Here is a 16,680-nt window from a genome sequence, read left to right as displayed (position 1 = left end):
GATAAGGTTAGATTTCTATAGCGGTTTCATTCGCTTTTGGCATCAAATCCATAAGCACGCTCTACGCGACCGATACGCACGCGATAGGTTTCATACCACTTCTGGCGCCCGAGCTTCTGCGCCACCAGATGGTCCACTTCGCGCTTCCATGCATGGATGCTGGCTTCGTCTGCCCAAAAAGAATTGGTGATGCCGAAACCTTCCGCATCGCGTGCGCTTTCAATGCCGAGATAGCCCGGCTGCTTCGCTGCAAGTTCTCCCATCTGAACCGCCATCTCGCCATAGCCATCATCCTCGCCGATGATACGCTGCGAAGCGAAGGTGACGATCAGATAAGGAGGCTCCGGTGTGACCGCAAAGCGGCTTGGTGCTGCAGACGAGGACATGGGCTTATCCGTTCGTGAAAGTGGTCGAAGAGGCTTCAGCTTTTCTATACTCATGACGACTATCGAACCGGCTTGCAACTGTGATGAAGCCGCACTGCCGCCCACAATGTTGAGGGCACATATCGGCGATTGAGGCGCGGGAATTCATCGGCGCTAATAGCCCTCTTTCAAAGAGGGACATTATGCGAAGAACTTTACTTACTATTTCGGTCATTGTTGCTTGTTCTGCTTCCCTTGCGGGTTGTGCAACGGATCAGCGTAAGGCCAGATTTCAGCTGGAGCAGCAGAATGTAAGCGCAATCAACTGGATGCAGCAGTCAGGCGAGTATGATGCGCTGGCCTATCAGACGTTCAACGGTGCGCGTCAGGCTTTCGATGCAGCAAAACCGACAAAGGGAAGGCGGAAGGCTGTGATCGTCGATCTCGATGAGACCATGATCGATAATACCGCCTATGCGGGATGGCGCGTCAAGCAAAGCGCGCCATATACCGAGAAGACTTGGGGGCGCTGGATGGCAGCAAAGCAAGCACGTCCCATTGCCGGTGCCGTAGAGTTTGCCAGACATGTCAACGCAAATGGCGGCACGATGTTCTATGTCACGAACCGCGATGCGAAGTCATTTGAGCCAACGGCAGCAAACATAAGAAAACTGGGGTTCCCCGGCGTATCTGCGAAAACACTTTTGTTGAATGGCGGTCAGTCCAACAAGCAGAGCCGTTTCGATGCCGTCAAGGCAGATGGCTTTGATGTTGTCGTTTACGTCGGTGATAATCTCAACGACTTTGGAGCTGCGACCTATCACAAGAACAATCAGCAGCGACGCACATTCGTAGAAGCCAATCGCGAAGCCTTCGGGACGAAGTTCTTCATGCTACCCAATCCGAGCTATGGCGACTGGGTTTCCGGGATGGCACCCGATTATTACAAACAATCGCCTGAAAAACAGCTCGAGATCAACCGCAAGTCCATCCGCAGTTGGGGCGGTTGAAATCCGGTATTGAATGAAACAAAAAAGCGGACCCGAAGGTCCGCTTTTCCGTAAGCTCTGAAGCGATAGATACTAGCGCTTGGAGAACTGGCCCTAAGCGCTTTAGCGCTTGGAGAACTGGAACGAACGGCGAGCCTTGGCCTTACCGTACTTCTTACGTTCAACAACGCGGCTATCGCGAGTCAGGAAGCCACCCTTCTTGAGAACCGTGCGCAGGCCTGGTTCGTAGTAGGTGAGGGCCTTGGAGATGCCGTGACGAACAGCACCGGCCTGACCGGAGAGACCGCCACCGGCAACGGTGGCAACAATGTCGAACTGACCAGCGCGATTCGAAGCAACGATCGGCTGCTGCAGGATCATCTGCAGGACCGGACGTGCGAAATACTTTTCGAATTCCTTGTCGTTGACGGTGATCTTGCCGGTGCCCGGCTTGACCCATACGCGTGCAACGGCGTCCTTACGCTTGCCGGTGGCATAAGCGCGGCCCTGTGCGTCCAGCTTCTGGACATGAACCGGAGCGGCAGCTTCGGTCTTGGCAACAGTGCCGAGTTCTTCGAGCGAGTTGAGCTGCTCAGCCATGATTATGCATTCCCTTTGTTCTTGCGGTTCAGCGCGGCGACGTCGAGGACTTCCGGCTGCTGAGCTTCCTGCTGATGGTTCGGGCCTGCATAGACGCGCAGGTTCTTCATCTGGCGACGGCCGAGCGGACCGCGCGGGATCATACGCTCAATGGCCTTTTCGACGACGCGTTCCGGGAAACGGCCTTCGAGAATCTGGCGAGCAGTGCGCTCCTTGATGCCGCCCGGATGACCGGTGTGCCAGTAATAGACCTTGTCGGTGTACTTCTTGCCGGTCAGAACAACCTTGTCGGCATTGATGATTACGACATTGTCGCCATCGTCAACGTGCGGGGTGAAGGTTGCTTTGTGCTTGCCGCGCAGGCGATTGGCGACGATGGTGGCGAGACGGCCGAGCACGAGGCCTTCGGCGTCGATCAGCACCCACTTCTTCACCACTTCAGCCGGCTTCTGAGAGAAAGTTGCCATTGAAGTCTTCCTTGACTTAATCCCCGATCTTGAAAATCAGGGCTTTTTTTGTTGCTTGTGTTGGATCGTGTCCAACCCGAACGAGCGGGCAAAAGATAACTTCTGCTCAACTCACTGGCGGGTCGATACACAATGTCCGAGTGGGCGTCAAGTCCTATATTCAGAGCTTTGTTTTAAAAATACAGTAAAATCAATGTGTTAAATGTTTGGTATTATAATACCTTATCTTTTTTGGATGCTTTATCGCGGCGGGATCGAGTAAGTTGCCGTTGCATGGGCCACCAGCTCGCCGCTTGTACCATCGGTCAGGCTGATATCGAGTACAGCAAGGCGTTTGCCGAGTTTCAGGAGGTGTGCGACGGCCTCGACCGTGCCGGGAGAGGGTTTACGCAGAAAGTTGATGTTCAGGTTCGTTGTCACGGCCAGTGCCACCGGGCCAATATGGGCCAGTATGGCAGCATAGGCTGTCACATCGGCGAGTGCAAAAAGCGAAGGGCCGGAAACAGTACCGCCGGGGCGTAGATGTTGTTCATCAGCATTAAGCTGCATGGTTGCGGAACCGTCACCAATTGCCGTGATCTCGAAAGCGTTGCCAAGTTGCGGAAACTCGCGCTTCATGAATGCGCGCAGCTCTTCAATGTTCATGACAGGGCTCAACGACCGGCTTGCCACCATGGCGGCATTCCGCTCCTGCGCGGTATTGATATTCATGCGCTCCTCCCAAATTTATTTATCAATAAAGGGAGCGCCACCCTTCATGCAAGCGCTCGCTCCAGCGACCGAAGAGGATAAAATGCAAAACCCTTCCGACGATCAGATCCGCGAGATCCTCCGTTCCGTCAAAACGATTGCGCTTCTTGGCGCGTCACCGAAGCCGGAGCGCCCGAGCAATGGCGTGATGGAATTCCTGCTTTCCAAGGGGTACCGCGTGATTCCGGTCAATCCGGGGCAGGTGGGAAAACACATTCATGGTCAGCGTGTCGTGGCGCGTCTGGCTGATATCGAAGAGCCAGTCGATATGGTGGATGTCTTCCGTGAGCCTTATTCGCTACCGGGTATAGTGGACGAAGTTCTTGCAATGAAGCACCGCCCGAAGATCTTTTGGACGCAGCTGGGTGTCGTGCACCAAGAGGCTGGAAATCGTGCCAGTGAAGCAGGTTTGACCGTCGTCATGGATCGCTGTCCGGCAATCGAATATCCCCGCCTGATCGGTTGATGAGAGCTTTCGGATTTAATTTCTGCGAATCCAGTATTTGGCGGAAAATCCTCCTTTGCTTTCCTCGCTGTAGAGCCTAGGTTCCAGACCTGTTTGGGGTTTGGGACATAGGAGGATATGATGTCGAAACGCTCTCCCGGAATTGAAACGCTTGCCGTTCACGCAGGGGCAAAGCCCGATCCGACGACAGGTGCCCGCGCAACGCCGATCTATCAGACGACTTCATTCGTGTTCGACGATGCGGACCACGCCGCTTCGCTGTTTGGCCTACAGGCATTCGGGAATATCTACACGCGCATCACAAATCCGACGACCGCTGTTCTGGAAGAGCGCATTGCCGCACTCGAAGGCGGTACGGCGGCTGTAGCGACTGCATCCGGTCACGCAGCGCAGTTGCTCGTGTTCCATACGCTGCTTCAACCGGGCGACAATTTCGTTGCCGCGCGCCAGCTTTACGGCGGATCGATCAATCAGTTTGGTCAGTCGTTCAAGTCCTTCGGCTGGCAGGTCCGCTGGGCCGATGCCACCAACCCGACCGATTTCGCAAAGCAGATCGACAGCAAGACACGTGCCATCTTTATCGAAAGCTTCGCCAATCCGGGCGGCATCGTGGTGGACATCGAGGCTATCGCCGAAATTGCGCACAGAAACGGCCTGCCGCTGATCGTGGACAACACGCTTGCATCGCCTTATCTGGTGCGCCCGATCGAACATGGTGCGGATATCGTCGTTCACTCGCTGACCAAGTTTATCGGTGGTCACGGCAATTCCATGGGTGGTATTCTGGTCGATGGCGGTACATTCGACTGGGCGAAGTCCGGTAATTATCCGCTTCTGACCGAACCGCGCCCGGATTATGCGGGTCTGGAACTGCACAAGACCTTTGGCAATATTTCCTTTGCAATCGCTGCCCGCGTTCTGGGTCTGCGTGATTTCGGCCCGGCCATTTCGCCGTTCAACGCCTTCCAGATTCTGACCGGCGCGGAAACCCTGCCGCTGCGCATGCAGCGTCACAGCGACAATGCTCTGAAGGTCGCATCCTGGTTGCATGGCCACGAGAAAGTGTCTTGGGTGAACTATGCCGGGCTGCCGCATGACAAATTTCATGCGCTCCAGCAGAAATATGCACCAAAGGGTGCCGGTTCGGTGTTTACCTTCGGTCTCAAGGGCGGTTACGACGCGGGCGTAAAGTTCGTCGACAGCCTCGACCTGTTCTCGCTGCTGGCCAATATTGGCGACACGCGCTCGCTGGTCATCCACCCGGCATCCACCACCCACCGTCAGCTGAGTGATGAGCAGAAGGTGGCGGCTGGCGCTGGCCCGGACGTGGTGCGCCTGTCTATCGGTATCGAGGATGCGGACGATATTATTGCCGATATCGAGCAGGCGCTGGCAAAGGTCTGATCCATGAGCCGGTTTCTCGATTTCGACCTGACCGGCATCGAACCGGAGGAAGGCGCGCCGCTACCGGAGCGCGTTCTTTCCGGTGCCCCGAAATTCCGCACATGGAATTTGGAGGAGAATACCGAGAGCACGCTCTTTGCTGGCATATGGGAGAGCACGCCAGGAAAGTGGCGCATCGAATATGATGAATGGGAGTTCTGTCACATCCTGTCCGGCCGGTCGGTCATCTGCGAAGAGGGTGGCGAAAGCCGCGAAGTCGTTGCAGGCGACAGTTTTGTCATCCGACCGGGGTTCAAGGGAAGCTGGGAAGTCATCGAGACCACCCGCAAGGAATATGTCATCAAGCTCTGACATTGGTTCCTTCTATGCAAAACACCCGCCGGATTTCGGCGGGTGTTTTTGTTTTAGTTATGCGGACCACGCCTGATCGGCTGGATAACTGGCAGATTGCCCGGATTCGGACGACCTGCACCATCGTTGCCTGATGGCGGACGGTCCGGCCGCGGTGGACGCGGGCGATCTGGTCTGTTGGTGTCAGGACGACGTGGACGGTCCCGGTCGCGATAGCGGTAGTAATCACGGTCACGATAGTAGCGTGAATCTCTATAGTAGCGCGGATAACGTGGGTAGTTCCGATAATAGCCGCCACTATTGTAAACGACCCCCGTGCCGACATATCCGCCGCGAACATAGTACGGATCATTATAACCTGAGCCGTAATAGCCCTCGGAAACACAACCGCTGAGCGTCAGACTGGCGGCGCCGATGCCGAGCGCCAGTAAAATGGATTTCAATGACATGTTCGCTACTCCCGAAAAGCCGGGGCCAGCGCTGGAATACGCAATAACCACGCGGCGAACCACTATTTAGAGGGATTATGCGCGTTTCTATCTGAAGCCCATAATCAATAAAGATTGCAGAGCGTTAGCTTGGTTAGTTGTGATCAAACCTCCGCATAAGGCCGTGAAATATGTTCCACACATACTTAGTAAACGCGTGGGGATTTCAAAAGTTGCTGTTGAGAAGGCAGAACGTCTCCGCAAAAAAGCAAAACCGCCCCGAAGGGCGGTGGCATTATTGTCGCGTTTGCAGAGCCTATTAGTTGCCGCCAGCACCACCAATAGCGGTCGCAATGGCAGTGAACTGGGTGCGGATGGTGGTGCCGAGAGACGTCGTTGCGCCGATGATGACGACAGCAATCAAAGCCGCGATGAGGCCGTATTCGATGGCGGTAGCGCCGGATTCGCTTTTACGAAAGCGTGCAATAAGCTTGGTCATGTGTTGCTCCTGAGATCATTCTTGCTTGTTTAGTGGTCTCTGTGACCTGAGAGCAAACTACCCGGCAAATATGTGCACCCTCTTAAGTTGCATGGTAAACGGAAGGTGAGTATCGCATATGATTAATAAAGTGCTGAATTAAAAACGAAAACTGCAATAGCGCCGTACGTTGTATTTAAGCGATGTCGAATATAAATCTTCAGGCAAGGAAAAGCCCCGCTTGCGCGAGGCTCTCTTTTTCTTGGAGGCTGTGATCTGCCTTACTGCGGCAGCTGGGCGCCAGCTTGCTTAACGGCATCAGCCATGGTCTGGCAGAGCTTCTCCTCGGAGACATTCTGTGCTTTTGCGCTGGTGGCAATATCCTGTTCCATACCCATCGCAGAGACCTTACCCTGCTTACCGGTTGCTTCGGCAGCGTCGGCCTTGGTGGTGTCGGATGGGGCGGGGATCAGCGCAATCATTTTTGTCTGGATTTCGATGGCGCCGCCATCGGTATAACCCTTTTCCTGGCAGTACTGGAGTACGCCAAGCTGGTTGCGAGCTGCGTTATAGGCCATCTCCATCTGTTCAGGCGTTGCCTGTGCAAAAGCCATTGTAAGATTTGCACCGAGGAAAAGACCGGTCAAAGAAACACGTACCAGATTGCGCATGATAATTCATCTCCATGAGTCAAATACACGCTGAGATAGAGCGAATTTTCCGGCGAAGGGAACTCAAGAAAAATTAATTAGTGAAATGAAATATAACGAAAATAGTTTCTGTCTAGAGCGACATAAACGTCATAGATATTTCAACATTACGACATGCGCGAAATTATCTCACAGGTTGTACCAGATTGGCGATGAGTCGGAATGCACCGGGCACAAGCTTGTCGAGCTGATGATGCAGGACGAGGCTCGTATGCGTATGGCGGCCCTTGCCGATCTTTGCTGAAACAAGCGAACCGAAGAGCGGCTGTTCTCCCTCATCATGCATGGAAAGAAGCGGTTGGTAGACCTCATCCCATGCGGAAGCGAAATAAAGCCCGCGTTCCTTGTGCCATCCATTCCAGTCACGTTCGCTGATAATATTGGGGCCGACGAGCAAGGGATGCTCTGGATCGAGAACTGTAACTGCGGCATGGGGATTCGTAACGCGCCAGCGCAATGACGGGGAACCGATGGCTAATCTTCGCGGTGGTGTCCGATCCGGATGCCAGCCATCGGATGGCCGGTGATAGAGGGTCACCAGATGTCCGCCATCCTCGACGAATCGATGCAGATTGTCCGTTGCTGCGGCGAGATCAGCGTGCAGGCCGAAGGCGAATATACCGACCACGATGGTGGTGAATTGCGAAAGATCGCCGGAAAGATGGCGTGCTTCGACATCGGTGACATCAAATCCCATGCGTTTCAGCCAAAGACCAACATTGTCTGCCCCAGCGCCGATATAGCCGATACGCGCATCGGGCAATTTCACGTCGAGGGCCAATACAGGCAGCACGGCAGGTTCACGCCAGACGGTTTTACCGATATGCGGATAGCTGGCGACGTGTGTCTGCCATGCAACACGTCCGTTGATCGTGGCCTGTAGCGCAGTCAAACCGGGCTCTGGATCGGAAGACCCACGTAGAACGGCATCCTGTCCGATTACACCGGCGCTCCAACCGTTTTGCGCTGTGAATGTGACTTGGCCGGTCTCGCCATCGACCACAAGCCGGATCGGCGAGGGATCCTGCTTGCCCGATATGATGACTGCTGGCGGATCAATCCTTAACGAGGCAGATGGAACAATGGCAAGTGCTTCTTCGAGATCGAAGCTGCACTCTGCCAGGTGATCGTCAAACTGCGCCTTTAACCGGATATAGGCCTGTCCGTTGCCGCCGAGTGACCGCCAAGCCGGTTCAAAAAGCGGGGAAAGTGCTGCCTCCTTTGCCAGTGACACAGCCAGAATTTCCCTCTCGGGCGTCACGTACTCGCAAGCGGTCGAACAGCTTTCTGGCAATATGGGGTCGGCTGTTATTGCGACTGCCGTCGCTCCGGGGCCGTATTCGACAACAAGGCGGGTTTCTCCACCTGTAGGCAATATGGCTTCTTCCAGATAAGCCCGCTCGAACAAAGACGCTGCTTCGATCAAGATGGCGTCGATTTCCCACTGCTTGCGTTCCAGCCTGTGCCCGTGCTGCACGAGGAAACCTTGCGGTGCGCTGGTCAGTACAGTTTTCAGGCTTTTCGCAGCACCGATAAGATTTTTGACAATGGTTTCGCGCTCAGGAAAAGCCGCAATAGTCCGCTCGACAGACAAATGAGCGTCAAGAAGCTGCTTCCGGGTTTCAAGTGTCAGTCCATCGACCTCAGCCAGTGTTGCGAGAGATTCCGGAATACCTTCAAGAATTGTTGTTTCAGCACAGCTTTCCGGCAGTTTCAGATGCAGCGGCCATTCGCTCTTGGGCGTTTCCGGCCAGCGCCCCATGCCTTGCGTGGCGTGACAGGCACGCGACCATTCACCGATACGGTCGTAATCGGCACCGGTCGCAGCGTCGCGACCCGCCGCGTGAACGGTCAATGTCGTATCGGGCGGAGGAAGCTCGTCATCATAGGTGTCGCCGCCGCCTGACCAGGCAGGGAGATAGAATTTTGCCACCTGCCACGGCATCAATCCCTCGGCAAAATGTTCGGGAAAGGCATCGGGATCGGCGGCGAGCCGTATGGCCGTTTCCGCCGCCCGCGTCATGGCGCGGTGGTGGCCATGCTGGCCGGGAACATCAAGAAAGGTCGGCAGCACGATATCCGGACGCTCGGTGCGATAGGCGCGTACGAGCCGCTCGACGGTTTTCTTCTCACCCCAGTGGGCAAAGGTACCGTCACCATCCTTGGAGAAACCGAAGTCGTGGACGGAATCGTCTGGACCATGGCCGAGCCAATGCACGTCACAATCGAGAATGCGTGCAGCTTCTTCCATCTCACGGCTGCGGATCACGCCGAGCGCACCACCACGTTCCGGGCCAAGCGCATTTTGCCCGCCTTCGCCGCGTGTCGAACAGGCGATCACCACCCGCATACCAAGTCCGAACCGCAAATAGGCCATCAGGCCGCTCTGCTCATCGTCAGGGTGCGCACCCGTATGCATCAGCGTGACAGTCGAGCGCAGCCTGCTTAGAGCGCGATGCAGACGGACGAGGGCAGGAGACGACTTCTGGCGCTCGATGCGCTGAAGGGCGGTGAGCATGGTCAGATTTCCGAATTGGTATCAAGCTTCGGCGTCATGGCCTCGAACATCGGCAGTGATGCAGCACCCAGGGCGGCGGTGAACTGTCCCGTCTGCCCTCGGATGACCCGTGGCAACGCACGGGCGCGGCGGCTAGCAACCGAAATCGGCAAGCCACCCATATGCCAGATCAGGTCGTCGATGATCGCATCGGGCAACATGCCGCCCAGAATGATCGTCTCGGGATCGAGAATGTTTTCGATCATGGCAATCATCGGAGCCAGATGGTCGGCGGCCTCCTGTACCCAGCCCATCAGAACTGGGTTGCGGTTTCCATGCAGCTTTTCCAGCGCGTCGAAATCGGTGTCCTCAATCCCTGCTGCGTGAAGTTTTTCCCGCAAGGTATGAAGGGAGGCATAGGTTTCGAGGCAGCCCTTCTGGCCGCAGGCGCAGCTGCGCCCATTAGGCGTGATGACGATATGACCGATTTCACCGGCATTGCCGAAAGCGCCGCGAAACGGTGCGCCGTCCTGAATCATGCCAAGCCCGATACCGGCACCGAAATAGATCATGGCGAAATTGGAAATCGCGTGTCCCGCGCCGAACAGGCGTTCGCCGACGGCGGCGGCATTCGCGTCGTTTTCGACCAGAACGGATTCGCCGCAGGCTTCGCTCAGAACCGCCGCTGCATCGATCCCGGACCAGCCGGGCAGGGTGGTCGGACCGACAGAACTCATGCCTTCGATGTCGAACGGACCTGGCATCACGACACCTATTCCAAGCAGGCGCGCGGGAAACGAAGTCTTCACCGCATCGACTTCTTTTCGCAATTGTGTGGAGAGCCTCTCGGGGCTGACATCCTGAATGGGGCGCACATGCTGCGTGCGCGGCTTGCCGGAAAGATCAAGCACCGTCGTCACCATATGCGTCGAACCCATTTCCACACCGATGGTCATCGCGCCTTCGGGATTGACGGCAAACTGGATCGGCGGCTGGCCGCGCCCCTTTTTCAGTCGCCCCAGCTGCATGAGCAGATTCTCTGAAACCAGCTCATCGACGATATTGGCGATGGCCTGTGCGGTCAGATGCGTAAGGCGGGCGATATGCATCCGGCCGAGAGGACCGTGGCGGCGCACGACATCAAGCACTACACGTCGGTTATGGTCACGAATTCGCTCGGGATTCTTGCCGAGAGTGACCGCAAGCGACCCGCCCTGTACGGTGGCAGGCGTATTGGCCCGCTCGTCTTCGGATTGCCCATCTGATTTCGATGTCATGGTCCCTCCTGTCTCCCGTCAAAAGAGATAACGCGAGCCGCTTTTAACAGCAATATATTAATTCAACTAAATTATCTTATTGACAAAAGGCTCGCAACATTGAACCGTAAAGGCAGGGTGGTGAAGACCGCCTTGGCTCGTGTCGGGGAAGTGGGTTCCCGCATGAGGAAAAATGGGCGCTGCGCATCATCTGCGCGGCATGTGGTGGAATATGCGGATTGTGCGAAGCACTGCCGCAGCCGTGCCTGGCGACCGCATTCGAACCGGTGGGCGGGGCATTAGGGAGGTTTAAATGCGTAAGCTGTTATTGGCAGGTTTGGTTGCGGGGCTCAGCACCTTTGCGATCAATGCCGCTCAGGCTGTCGAAATCGAATATTGGCAGTATGTCTTCGAGACACGCGTCAAGGCGATGGACAAGCTGATCGAGAATTTCGAGAAGGCCAATCCGGACATCAAGGTCAAGCAGGTCACGTTCCCTTACGACGACTATCAGACGCGCGTAATCGCAGCGAAGATGGCGGGCAAGAGCCCGGACGTGATGCAGCTTTTCTACGGCTGGCTGGACAAGTTCGTGGCCGGCGGCATTCTGCAGCCGCTGCCGCAGGACACGTTCCCGCATGACAAGATTGAGAGCGAATTCTTCCCGATTGTTTCGGCGATGAAGCGCGGCGATGAGTATTACGGTCTGCCGACTGCTGTACGCTCGCTGGCCCTGTTCTATAACAAGAAGCTCTTCACCGACGCTGGACTCGACCCGAACAATCCGCCCAAGACGCTGGATGAAATGGTCGAAGCTGCCAAGAAGACGACGAAGCGCGACGCTTCCGGCAATCTTCTGGCCGAAGGCATCACGCTCGATATGCCGGGACAGGACCAGCATTGGTGGCGTGAGGTTCTGGTGCGCCAGTTCGGCGGCCAGCCATATACCGACAATGACCGCAAGGTCGCCTATAATGACGCCGCAGGCGAAAAGGCACTTGCCTTCTATACTGGCCTCCAGACCGAACATAAGGTCGGCGAAGTCAAGTTCATGGATGAAGGGCAGGCTGCTTTCCGCGCTGGCATGGCGGCCATGACCATCGACGGCACCTTCCGTCTCGGTTCGTTCCGCACCATCAAGGACTTCGAATGGGGCGTGACCGAGCTTCCGGCCAATGCCGAAGGCGTGCGTTCCAACTATGCGAGCTACTTCGCCAACGGCATTAGCGCCAAGGCAAGCGGCGAGAAACTTGAAGCTGCCAAGAAGTTCCTGAACTACATCTCCTCGCCGGAAGCCATGGAAATCTGGCTGAAGGATGTGGGCGAACTGCCTGCGCGCCGTTCGGCAGCCTTGACGGAAACGAACCTTGCCGATCCGATCTACGGCCCGTTCCTGAAGGGTCTGGAATATGCGCACACGACCATGTTCGTGGACGAGCTGAAGCAGCGCCAGATCGCTGTCGATATGGCCAATCGCGTTATTCTCGAAAAGCAGCCGGTCAAGGAATCTCTCGATCAGGCAGCCAAGGCCGAGCAGGATGTGCTCGACGCCGCCAAGTAACAGGCTTGAAATGCGGCGGGGCAGGGCCTCGCCGCTCTTCTCGCGGCACGGCTAATCCGTAGCCGAAGGATCTTGAAACATGACAATGTCTGTAGCCGGGACGGCTGAAACAGGCGGCACGGGGAAGGGGCCTTCGGGCAACCGCCTGACGGATCGCCTTTCCATGCGCACGAGACGGTTGATCTGGGTGTGGAGCTTTCTGGCTCTCCCGATCCTGTTCTATTCGGTCATCCGCTTTTACCCGACGCTGGAGGCTTTCTGGCTCTCTCTCACCGACTGGGACCTGATGAACCCACCGAAGTTCATCGGCTTCGCCAATTACCAGAAGCTCTTCGCTGATCCGGAATTCTGGAAAGTGTTCAAGAACACTTTCACCTATCTGCTGGTCGGCACACCGATAAGCCTCGTGGTGGCGTTTACAATCGCCTATTTTCTGGATCGCGTGCGCATCATGCACGGCTTCATTCGGGCGCTCTATTTCCTGCCTTATCTCACCACGGCAGCGGCCATGGCATGGGTCTGGCGCTGGTTCTATCAGCCCGCGCCCATCGGCTTCATCAACAATATTCTGAGTGCAGTGGGGCTCCCGCAGCAGGGGTTCCTGCGCTCGGTCGATCAGGGTCTCTATGCCATCATGGCGACGTCCATCTGGGCCGGTCTTGGCTTCCAGATCATTATCTTCATGGCTGGCCTGCGCGCTGTTCCCAACACCTTCTATGAAGCCGCACGCATTGACGGCCTCGGCGAATGGGCGATCCTGCGCAAGATCACGATCCCGCTTCTGAAGCCCACCACAGTGTTCCTCGTCGTCTTCTCGTCTATCGGTTTCCTGCGCATCTTCGATCAGGTCTACAACATGACCACGAACGATCCCGGCGGACCGCTCGGCTCCACCAAGCCGCTGGTGCTGATGATCTATCAGACGGCCTTCTCCTCCTATGCGATGGGTTATGCGGCCGCGCAAACCGTCGTTCTGTTCACCATCCTGCTTTGCGTCTCGCTGTTGCAGCTCTGGATCCTGAGGGAAAAGAAATGACAGCGTCCGCTCAAAACAAACCGCTCCCTTTCCAGAACCTGCGACCCGGTCGTATCCTGACATGGACGCTGCTGCTTATCGGCGGCCTCATCATGGTCACGCCACTGGCCTTCATGTTCTCCACCTCGCTCAAGACGGCAGGTCAGGTCTACGACCTGCGCCTGATCCCGGCAGAGCCGACATTGCAGAACTATGTCACTATCCTTGCCGATGGGCGCTTCCTGCGCTGGTTCCTGAATTCCATGATCGTTGCGGTCGTGGTCACGCTGTCGAATGTCTTCTTCGACAGTCTCGTCGGCTATACGCTGGCGAAATTCCAGTTCCGCGGTCGCTATTTCATCTTCCTCGCCATTCTGTCCACGCTGATGATCCCCACCGAAATGCTGGTGATCCCATGGTATCTGATGTCGAGCAAGCTTGGCTGGCTGGACAGCTATTGGGGCATCATGTTCCCCGGCATGATGACGGCCTTCGGCACGTTCCTCATGAAGCAATTCTTCGAAGGCGTTCCCAATGATTTTCTGGAAGCTGCCCGCGTCGACGGCCTCAACGAATTCCAGATATGGTGGAAAGTCGCCATGCCGCTGGTGACGCCAGCACTCTCGGCGCTCGCGATCTTCACCTTCCTCGGCAACTGGACCGCATTCTTCTGGCCGCTGATCGTTGCGACCAGCCCGGAGCTTTACACGCTGCCGGTCGGGCTTTCGAGCTTCGCCGTCGAGCAATCCATCCAGTGGGAAATGATCATGACCGGCGCGGCAATCGCCACGCTTCCCACGCTCGTCGTCTTTCTTCTTCTCCAGCGTTACATCGTGCGCGGTGTCATGCTTGCTGGCCTCAAGGGTTGAACCATGTCCGATCTCGATCCACAGCTGTCCGATAAAAGCGTCTTCCCCGATCCGGTTTACAAGGAAACCGTGCTTCGCCCGCTTTTTGACGGCGCCAAGACCCATCATGTCGGCGGCTTCCGCCGCATCGACCGCGCCCATCTCGTCATGCTGACCGAAACCGGCATACTCGATCGCGCACAGGCCGCAGCCATTGCGGGGGCGCTGGAAGCTATCGACAACGAAATCGATCCTTCGAAGCTCACCTATACGGGTGAGGTGGAAGATTTCTTTTTCCTCATCGAGAAGGAGCTGAAGGCGCGTATCGGGGCCGACACCGCCGGTCGCCTTCACACGGCGCGCTCACGCAACGATATTGACCACACGCTGTTCAAGCTTGGTCTGAAGGCTCGTATCGATACGCTGATGACGCAGGCCCGCAATCTGCTTGATGCGATGATTGCTGCTGCCGAGCGTGAAAAGGAGACACTGATCGTCGCCTATACGCATGGTCAGCCTGCGCAGCCATCGACCTTCGGTCACTATCTTTCGGCGGCAGTCGAGGTTCTCATCCGGGATATGGAACGGATGGAAGCCACGCGCGCCATCGTCAACCTGTCACCCATGGGGGCGGCGGCCATCACCACCTCAGGCTTCCCGATCGATCGCGCACGAGTGGCGAGCCTGTTGGGCTTTGCTGCCCCCTTGCCGAATTCCTATAGCTGCATTGCAGCGGTGGATTACATCACCTCGACCTATTCGGCGTTGGAGCTGATGTTCGTGCATCTGGGACGCCTCATCCAGGACTTCCAGTTCTGGACCAGTTTCGAGGTCGGCCAGATTTACGTGCCGAATGCCTTCGTGCAGATTTCATCAATCATGCCGCAAAAGCGCAATCCGGTTCCGATCGAACATATGCGCCATCTGGCGAGCCAGACCATGGGTCGCGCCCGCACTGTTCTGGACGTGATGCACAATACGCCGTTCACCGACATGAATGACAGTGAGGGCGAAACTCAAGCGATGGGCTACGAGGCATTCGCCTCCGCTGGTCGCGTGCTTGATCTTCTGGCCGCATTCATCGGCGCGATCCGTATCGATCCGGCCCGTGTGGCAGAAAATATCCGTCGCTCCTGCATCACGATCACCGAACTGGCGGATTCGCTGGTGCGCATCGAAGGTCTTTCGTTCCGGCAGGCGCATGAAATCGCAGCCAGGGTTGCGCGCGCTGTCGTCGCCATGGGCGGCGGTCTGGAGAAGGATGGGTTTGAACCTTTCCTTGACGCTTTCCGCGAGTCCGCCGGGCGCGAGCCATCCTTCGGGCGCGAAAAGTTTGAGGAACTGGTCTCCCCGCAACATTTCGTGGCTGTGCGTGATCGTCTCGGCGGTCCGGCACCGACAGCGATGAATGCAGCACTTGCGCGGCATAAGGCGGAAGCTGATCGCTTCAAGGCAGTCGCTTTCGACCATGCAGCCGCCGAAGCAAAGGCTGCCCGCGAACTCAATGAAAAATTCAGTGCACTTGTGGAGGCACGCTGATGGCAACCATCGAACTTGAAAAGCTGGTCAAGCGTTACGGCAAGGTCGAGGCGGTCCGGGCAATCGATCTCCAGATCAAGGACGGCGAGTTCGTCGTTTTTGTCGGCCCCTCCGGCTGTGGCAAGTCCACGACTTTGCGCATGATCGCAGGGCTTGAGGACATTTCCGGCGGTCATCTGAAGATCGGCGGAGAGGTCGTCAACGAACGTGATCCGAAGCAGCGCAACATCGCCATGGTGTTCCAGAACTATGCGATTTATCCGCATATGACCGTGCGCCAGAATATCGGCTTTGGGCTTTACACGTCGAAACTATCGAAGGCCGAGAAGGACAAGCGTATCGAGGAAACCGGCAAGGCGCTCGGGCTGGAACCTTATCTCGACCGTCGCCCGGCAGCATTGTCCGGTGGCCAGCGCCAGCGCGTCGCCATCGGTCGCGCCATGGTGCGCAATCCGTCGGCCTTCCTTTTCGATGAACCGCTGTCGAACCTCGATGCCCAACTTCGCGCGCAGATGCGTATTGAAATCAAGCGCTTGCATCAGCGTCTCAAGACGACGACCGTTTACGTGACACATGACCAGGTTGAAGCCATGACCATGGCCGACCGTATCGTTGTCATGCGTGACGGTCGCATTCTCCAGACCGGTACGCCGACCGAGCTTTATGAAAATCCGACCGATGTGTTTACGGCGCGCTTCATCGGTAGCCCGTCGATGAACCTGATTGCGGGTCGCCGCAATGGATCAGGCGTGGAACTTGCACCTGATGGCGACATTCTGGTCGGCGTCCGCCCGCATGATCTGAAAGTTGAGGAAGGCAGTAAGCGGGGCAAATTTGGTGGCCAAGACCCTGTTTCTGATTCCAAGTCAGAAAAATTAAACACTGTGCATATCGTGAGTTCCGCATCGATATTTCATGGCTATGGGATTCCTGATTTTGGCAAATCATGATTCTCT

Annotated in this window: 18 protein-coding genes; 9 read left to right on the top strand and 9 right to left on the bottom strand. The window is 56.5% G+C overall.

Features of this window, described 5'->3' with window-relative positions:
• Positions 1-26: 26 nt before the first annotated feature.
• A complete protein-coding gene (locus OANT_RS12960; RefSeq protein ID WP_029925081.1) occupies positions 27-386 on the bottom strand; it encodes an antibiotic biosynthesis monooxygenase family protein in 360 nt (119 codons plus the stop codon).
• A gap of 182 nt (positions 387-568) precedes the next feature.
• Here OANT_RS12960 and OANT_RS12955 point away from each other — a divergent pair, with 182 nt between their 5' ends.
• Positions 569-1,375, top strand: coding sequence for a 5'-nucleotidase, lipoprotein e(P4) family (locus tag OANT_RS12955; protein WP_012092320.1), 807 nt, complete (start codon positions 569-571; stop codon positions 1,373-1,375).
• A gap of 102 nt (positions 1,376-1,477) precedes the next feature.
• Here the strand turns inward: OANT_RS12955 and rpsI are convergent, their stop codons facing one another.
• The 3 genes from rpsI to OANT_RS12940 form a co-directional block, all read right to left on the bottom strand.
• The gene (gene rpsI, locus OANT_RS12950; protein ID WP_006466519.1) at positions 1,478-1,954 is read right to left on the bottom strand and encodes a 30S ribosomal protein S9; all 477 of its coding nucleotides are present in this window, start codon (positions 1,952-1,954) and stop codon (positions 1,478-1,480) included.
• Positions 1,955-1,956: 2 nt separating this feature from the next.
• Positions 1,957-2,421, bottom strand: a complete 465-nt coding sequence (gene rplM / locus OANT_RS12945; RefSeq protein ID WP_010661122.1) for a 50S ribosomal protein L13 — start codon at positions 2,419-2,421, stop codon at positions 1,957-1,959.
• 240 nt (positions 2,422-2,661) lie between these two features.
• The gene (locus OANT_RS12940; protein WP_012092319.1) at positions 2,662-3,132 is read right to left on the bottom strand and encodes a PaaI family thioesterase; all 471 of its coding nucleotides are present in this window, start codon (positions 3,130-3,132) and stop codon (positions 2,662-2,664) included.
• 82 nt (positions 3,133-3,214) lie between these two features.
• On the opposite strand from OANT_RS12940, the gene OANT_RS12935 reads away from it, so the two are divergent.
• From OANT_RS12935 to OANT_RS12925, 3 genes are all read left to right on the top strand, one after another.
• A complete protein-coding gene (locus tag OANT_RS12935) occupies positions 3,215-3,637 on the top strand; it encodes a CoA-binding protein (protein WP_041545361.1) in 423 nt (140 codons plus the stop codon).
• 120 nt (positions 3,638-3,757) lie between these two features.
• Positions 3,758-5,041 carry an O-acetylhomoserine aminocarboxypropyltransferase gene (locus OANT_RS12930; protein ID WP_041545197.1) on the top strand — a complete coding sequence of 428 codons (1,284 nt, stop codon included), beginning with the start codon at positions 3,758-3,760 and terminating at the stop codon, positions 5,039-5,041.
• A 3-nt stretch (positions 5,042-5,044) separates the two neighbouring features.
• Positions 5,045-5,392, top strand: a complete 348-nt coding sequence (locus OANT_RS12925; RefSeq protein ID WP_012092316.1) for a cupin domain-containing protein — start codon at positions 5,045-5,047, stop codon at positions 5,390-5,392.
• A 53-nt stretch (positions 5,393-5,445) separates the two neighbouring features.
• Here the strand turns inward: OANT_RS12925 and OANT_RS12920 are convergent, their stop codons facing one another.
• From OANT_RS12920 to OANT_RS12900, 5 genes are all read right to left on the bottom strand, one after another.
• On the bottom strand, positions 5,446-5,841 hold the full coding sequence (locus tag OANT_RS12920) for a hypothetical protein (protein WP_012092315.1): 396 nt from the start codon (positions 5,839-5,841) through the stop codon (positions 5,446-5,448).
• A gap of 298 nt (positions 5,842-6,139) precedes the next feature.
• On the bottom strand, positions 6,140-6,319 hold the full coding sequence (locus tag OANT_RS12915) for a Flp family type IVb pilin (protein ID WP_012092314.1): 180 nt from the start codon (positions 6,317-6,319) through the stop codon (positions 6,140-6,142).
• Positions 6,320-6,579: 260 nt separating this feature from the next.
• Positions 6,580-6,969 (bottom strand): pore-forming ESAT-6 family protein, encoded by a 390-nt coding sequence (locus OANT_RS12910; RefSeq protein ID WP_010661129.1) that lies wholly within the window; start codon positions 6,967-6,969, stop codon positions 6,580-6,582.
• A 163-nt stretch (positions 6,970-7,132) separates the two neighbouring features.
• Positions 7,133-9,526: a PIG-L family deacetylase gene (locus OANT_RS12905; RefSeq protein WP_012092313.1), complete on the bottom strand. Its 2,394-nt coding sequence runs from the start codon at positions 9,524-9,526 to the stop codon at positions 7,133-7,135.
• 2 nt (positions 9,527-9,528) lie between these two features.
• Positions 9,529-10,782, bottom strand: coding sequence for an ROK family protein (locus OANT_RS12900; protein WP_012092312.1), 1,254 nt, complete (start codon positions 10,780-10,782; stop codon positions 9,529-9,531).
• Between the two features lie 292 nt (positions 10,783-11,074).
• Between OANT_RS12900 and OANT_RS12895 the strand changes: the two genes are divergently transcribed.
• The 5 genes from OANT_RS12895 to OANT_RS12875 all read left to right on the top strand — a co-directional run bounded on the left by OANT_RS12895 (position 11,075) and on the right by OANT_RS12875 (position 16,674).
• Positions 11,075-12,322: a sugar ABC transporter substrate-binding protein gene (locus OANT_RS12895; protein WP_010661132.1), complete on the top strand. Its 1,248-nt coding sequence runs from the start codon at positions 11,075-11,077 to the stop codon at positions 12,320-12,322.
• A gap of 85 nt (positions 12,323-12,407) precedes the next feature.
• On the top strand, positions 12,408-13,358 hold the full coding sequence (locus OANT_RS12890) for a carbohydrate ABC transporter permease (RefSeq protein ID WP_373366456.1): 951 nt from the start codon (positions 12,408-12,410) through the stop codon (positions 13,356-13,358).
• Positions 13,355-14,206, top strand: a complete 852-nt coding sequence (locus tag OANT_RS12885; protein WP_010661134.1) for a carbohydrate ABC transporter permease — start codon at positions 13,355-13,357, stop codon at positions 14,204-14,206. Before OANT_RS12890 ends, OANT_RS12885 begins: the two co-directional genes overlap by 4 nt.
• A gap of 3 nt (positions 14,207-14,209) precedes the next feature.
• Complete coding sequence (argH, locus tag OANT_RS12880; RefSeq protein WP_012092310.1) at positions 14,210-15,724, top strand: argininosuccinate lyase; 1,515 nt, start codon at positions 14,210-14,212, stop codon at positions 15,722-15,724.
• The gene (locus OANT_RS12875) at positions 15,724-16,674 is read left to right on the top strand and encodes an ABC transporter ATP-binding protein (protein ID WP_012092309.1); all 951 of its coding nucleotides are present in this window, start codon (positions 15,724-15,726) and stop codon (positions 16,672-16,674) included. The genes argH and OANT_RS12875 overlap by 1 nt, the downstream gene beginning before the upstream one ends.
• Positions 16,675-16,680: the final 6 nt, after the last annotated feature.

Origin of the sequence: Brucella anthropi ATCC 49188, assembly GCF_000017405.1 — a bacterium.
Classification (GTDB): Bacteria; Pseudomonadota; Alphaproteobacteria; order Rhizobiales; family Rhizobiaceae; genus Brucella; species Brucella anthropi.
Note: the sequence above shows the minus strand (reverse complement) of the source record. Positions and strands in the feature narration are given on the sequence as shown.

Excerpts from the sequence above, each read along its gene's own strand:
- OANT_RS12890 (WP_373366456.1), top strand. The coding sequence starts at position 12,408 with ATGTCTGTAGCCGGGACGGCTGAAACAGGCGGCACGGGGAAGGGGCCT.
- OANT_RS12940 (WP_012092319.1), bottom strand. The coding sequence starts at position 3,132 with ATGAATATCAATACCGCGCAGGAGCGGAATGCCGCCATGGTGGCAAGC.
- rplM (WP_010661122.1), bottom strand. The coding sequence starts at position 2,421 with ATGGCAACTTTCTCTCAGAAGCCGGCTGAAGTGGTGAAGAAGTGGGTG.
- OANT_RS12910 (WP_010661129.1), bottom strand. The coding sequence starts at position 6,969 with ATGCGCAATCTGGTACGTGTTTCTTTGACCGGTCTTTTCCTCGGTGCA.
- OANT_RS12885 (WP_010661134.1), top strand. The coding sequence starts at position 13,355 with ATGACAGCGTCCGCTCAAAACAAACCGCTCCCTTTCCAGAACCTGCGA.
- OANT_RS12925 (WP_012092316.1), top strand. The coding sequence starts at position 5,045 with ATGAGCCGGTTTCTCGATTTCGACCTGACCGGCATCGAACCGGAGGAA.
- OANT_RS12905 (WP_012092313.1), bottom strand. The coding sequence starts at position 9,526 with ATGCTCACCGCCCTTCAGCGCATCGAGCGCCAGAAGTCGTCTCCTGCC.
- argH (WP_012092310.1), top strand. The coding sequence starts at position 14,210 with ATGTCCGATCTCGATCCACAGCTGTCCGATAAAAGCGTCTTCCCCGAT.
- rpsI (WP_006466519.1), bottom strand. The coding sequence starts at position 1,954 with ATGGCTGAGCAGCTCAACTCGCTCGAAGAACTCGGCACTGTTGCCAAG.
- OANT_RS12955 (WP_012092320.1), top strand. The coding sequence starts at position 569 with ATGCGAAGAACTTTACTTACTATTTCGGTCATTGTTGCTTGTTCTGCT.
- OANT_RS12915 (WP_012092314.1), bottom strand. The coding sequence starts at position 6,319 with ATGACCAAGCTTATTGCACGCTTTCGTAAAAGCGAATCCGGCGCTACC.
- OANT_RS12900 (WP_012092312.1), bottom strand. The coding sequence starts at position 10,782 with ATGACATCGAAATCAGATGGGCAATCCGAAGACGAGCGGGCCAATACG.
- OANT_RS12895 (WP_010661132.1), top strand. The coding sequence starts at position 11,075 with ATGCGTAAGCTGTTATTGGCAGGTTTGGTTGCGGGGCTCAGCACCTTT.
- OANT_RS12930 (WP_041545197.1), top strand. The coding sequence starts at position 3,758 with ATGTCGAAACGCTCTCCCGGAATTGAAACGCTTGCCGTTCACGCAGGG.
- OANT_RS12960 (WP_029925081.1), bottom strand. The coding sequence starts at position 386 with ATGTCCTCGTCTGCAGCACCAAGCCGCTTTGCGGTCACACCGGAGCCT.
- OANT_RS12920 (WP_012092315.1), bottom strand. The coding sequence starts at position 5,841 with ATGTCATTGAAATCCATTTTACTGGCGCTCGGCATCGGCGCCGCCAGT.
- OANT_RS12875 (WP_012092309.1), top strand. The coding sequence starts at position 15,724 with ATGGCAACCATCGAACTTGAAAAGCTGGTCAAGCGTTACGGCAAGGTC.
- OANT_RS12935 (WP_041545361.1), top strand. The coding sequence starts at position 3,215 with ATGCAAAACCCTTCCGACGATCAGATCCGCGAGATCCTCCGTTCCGTC.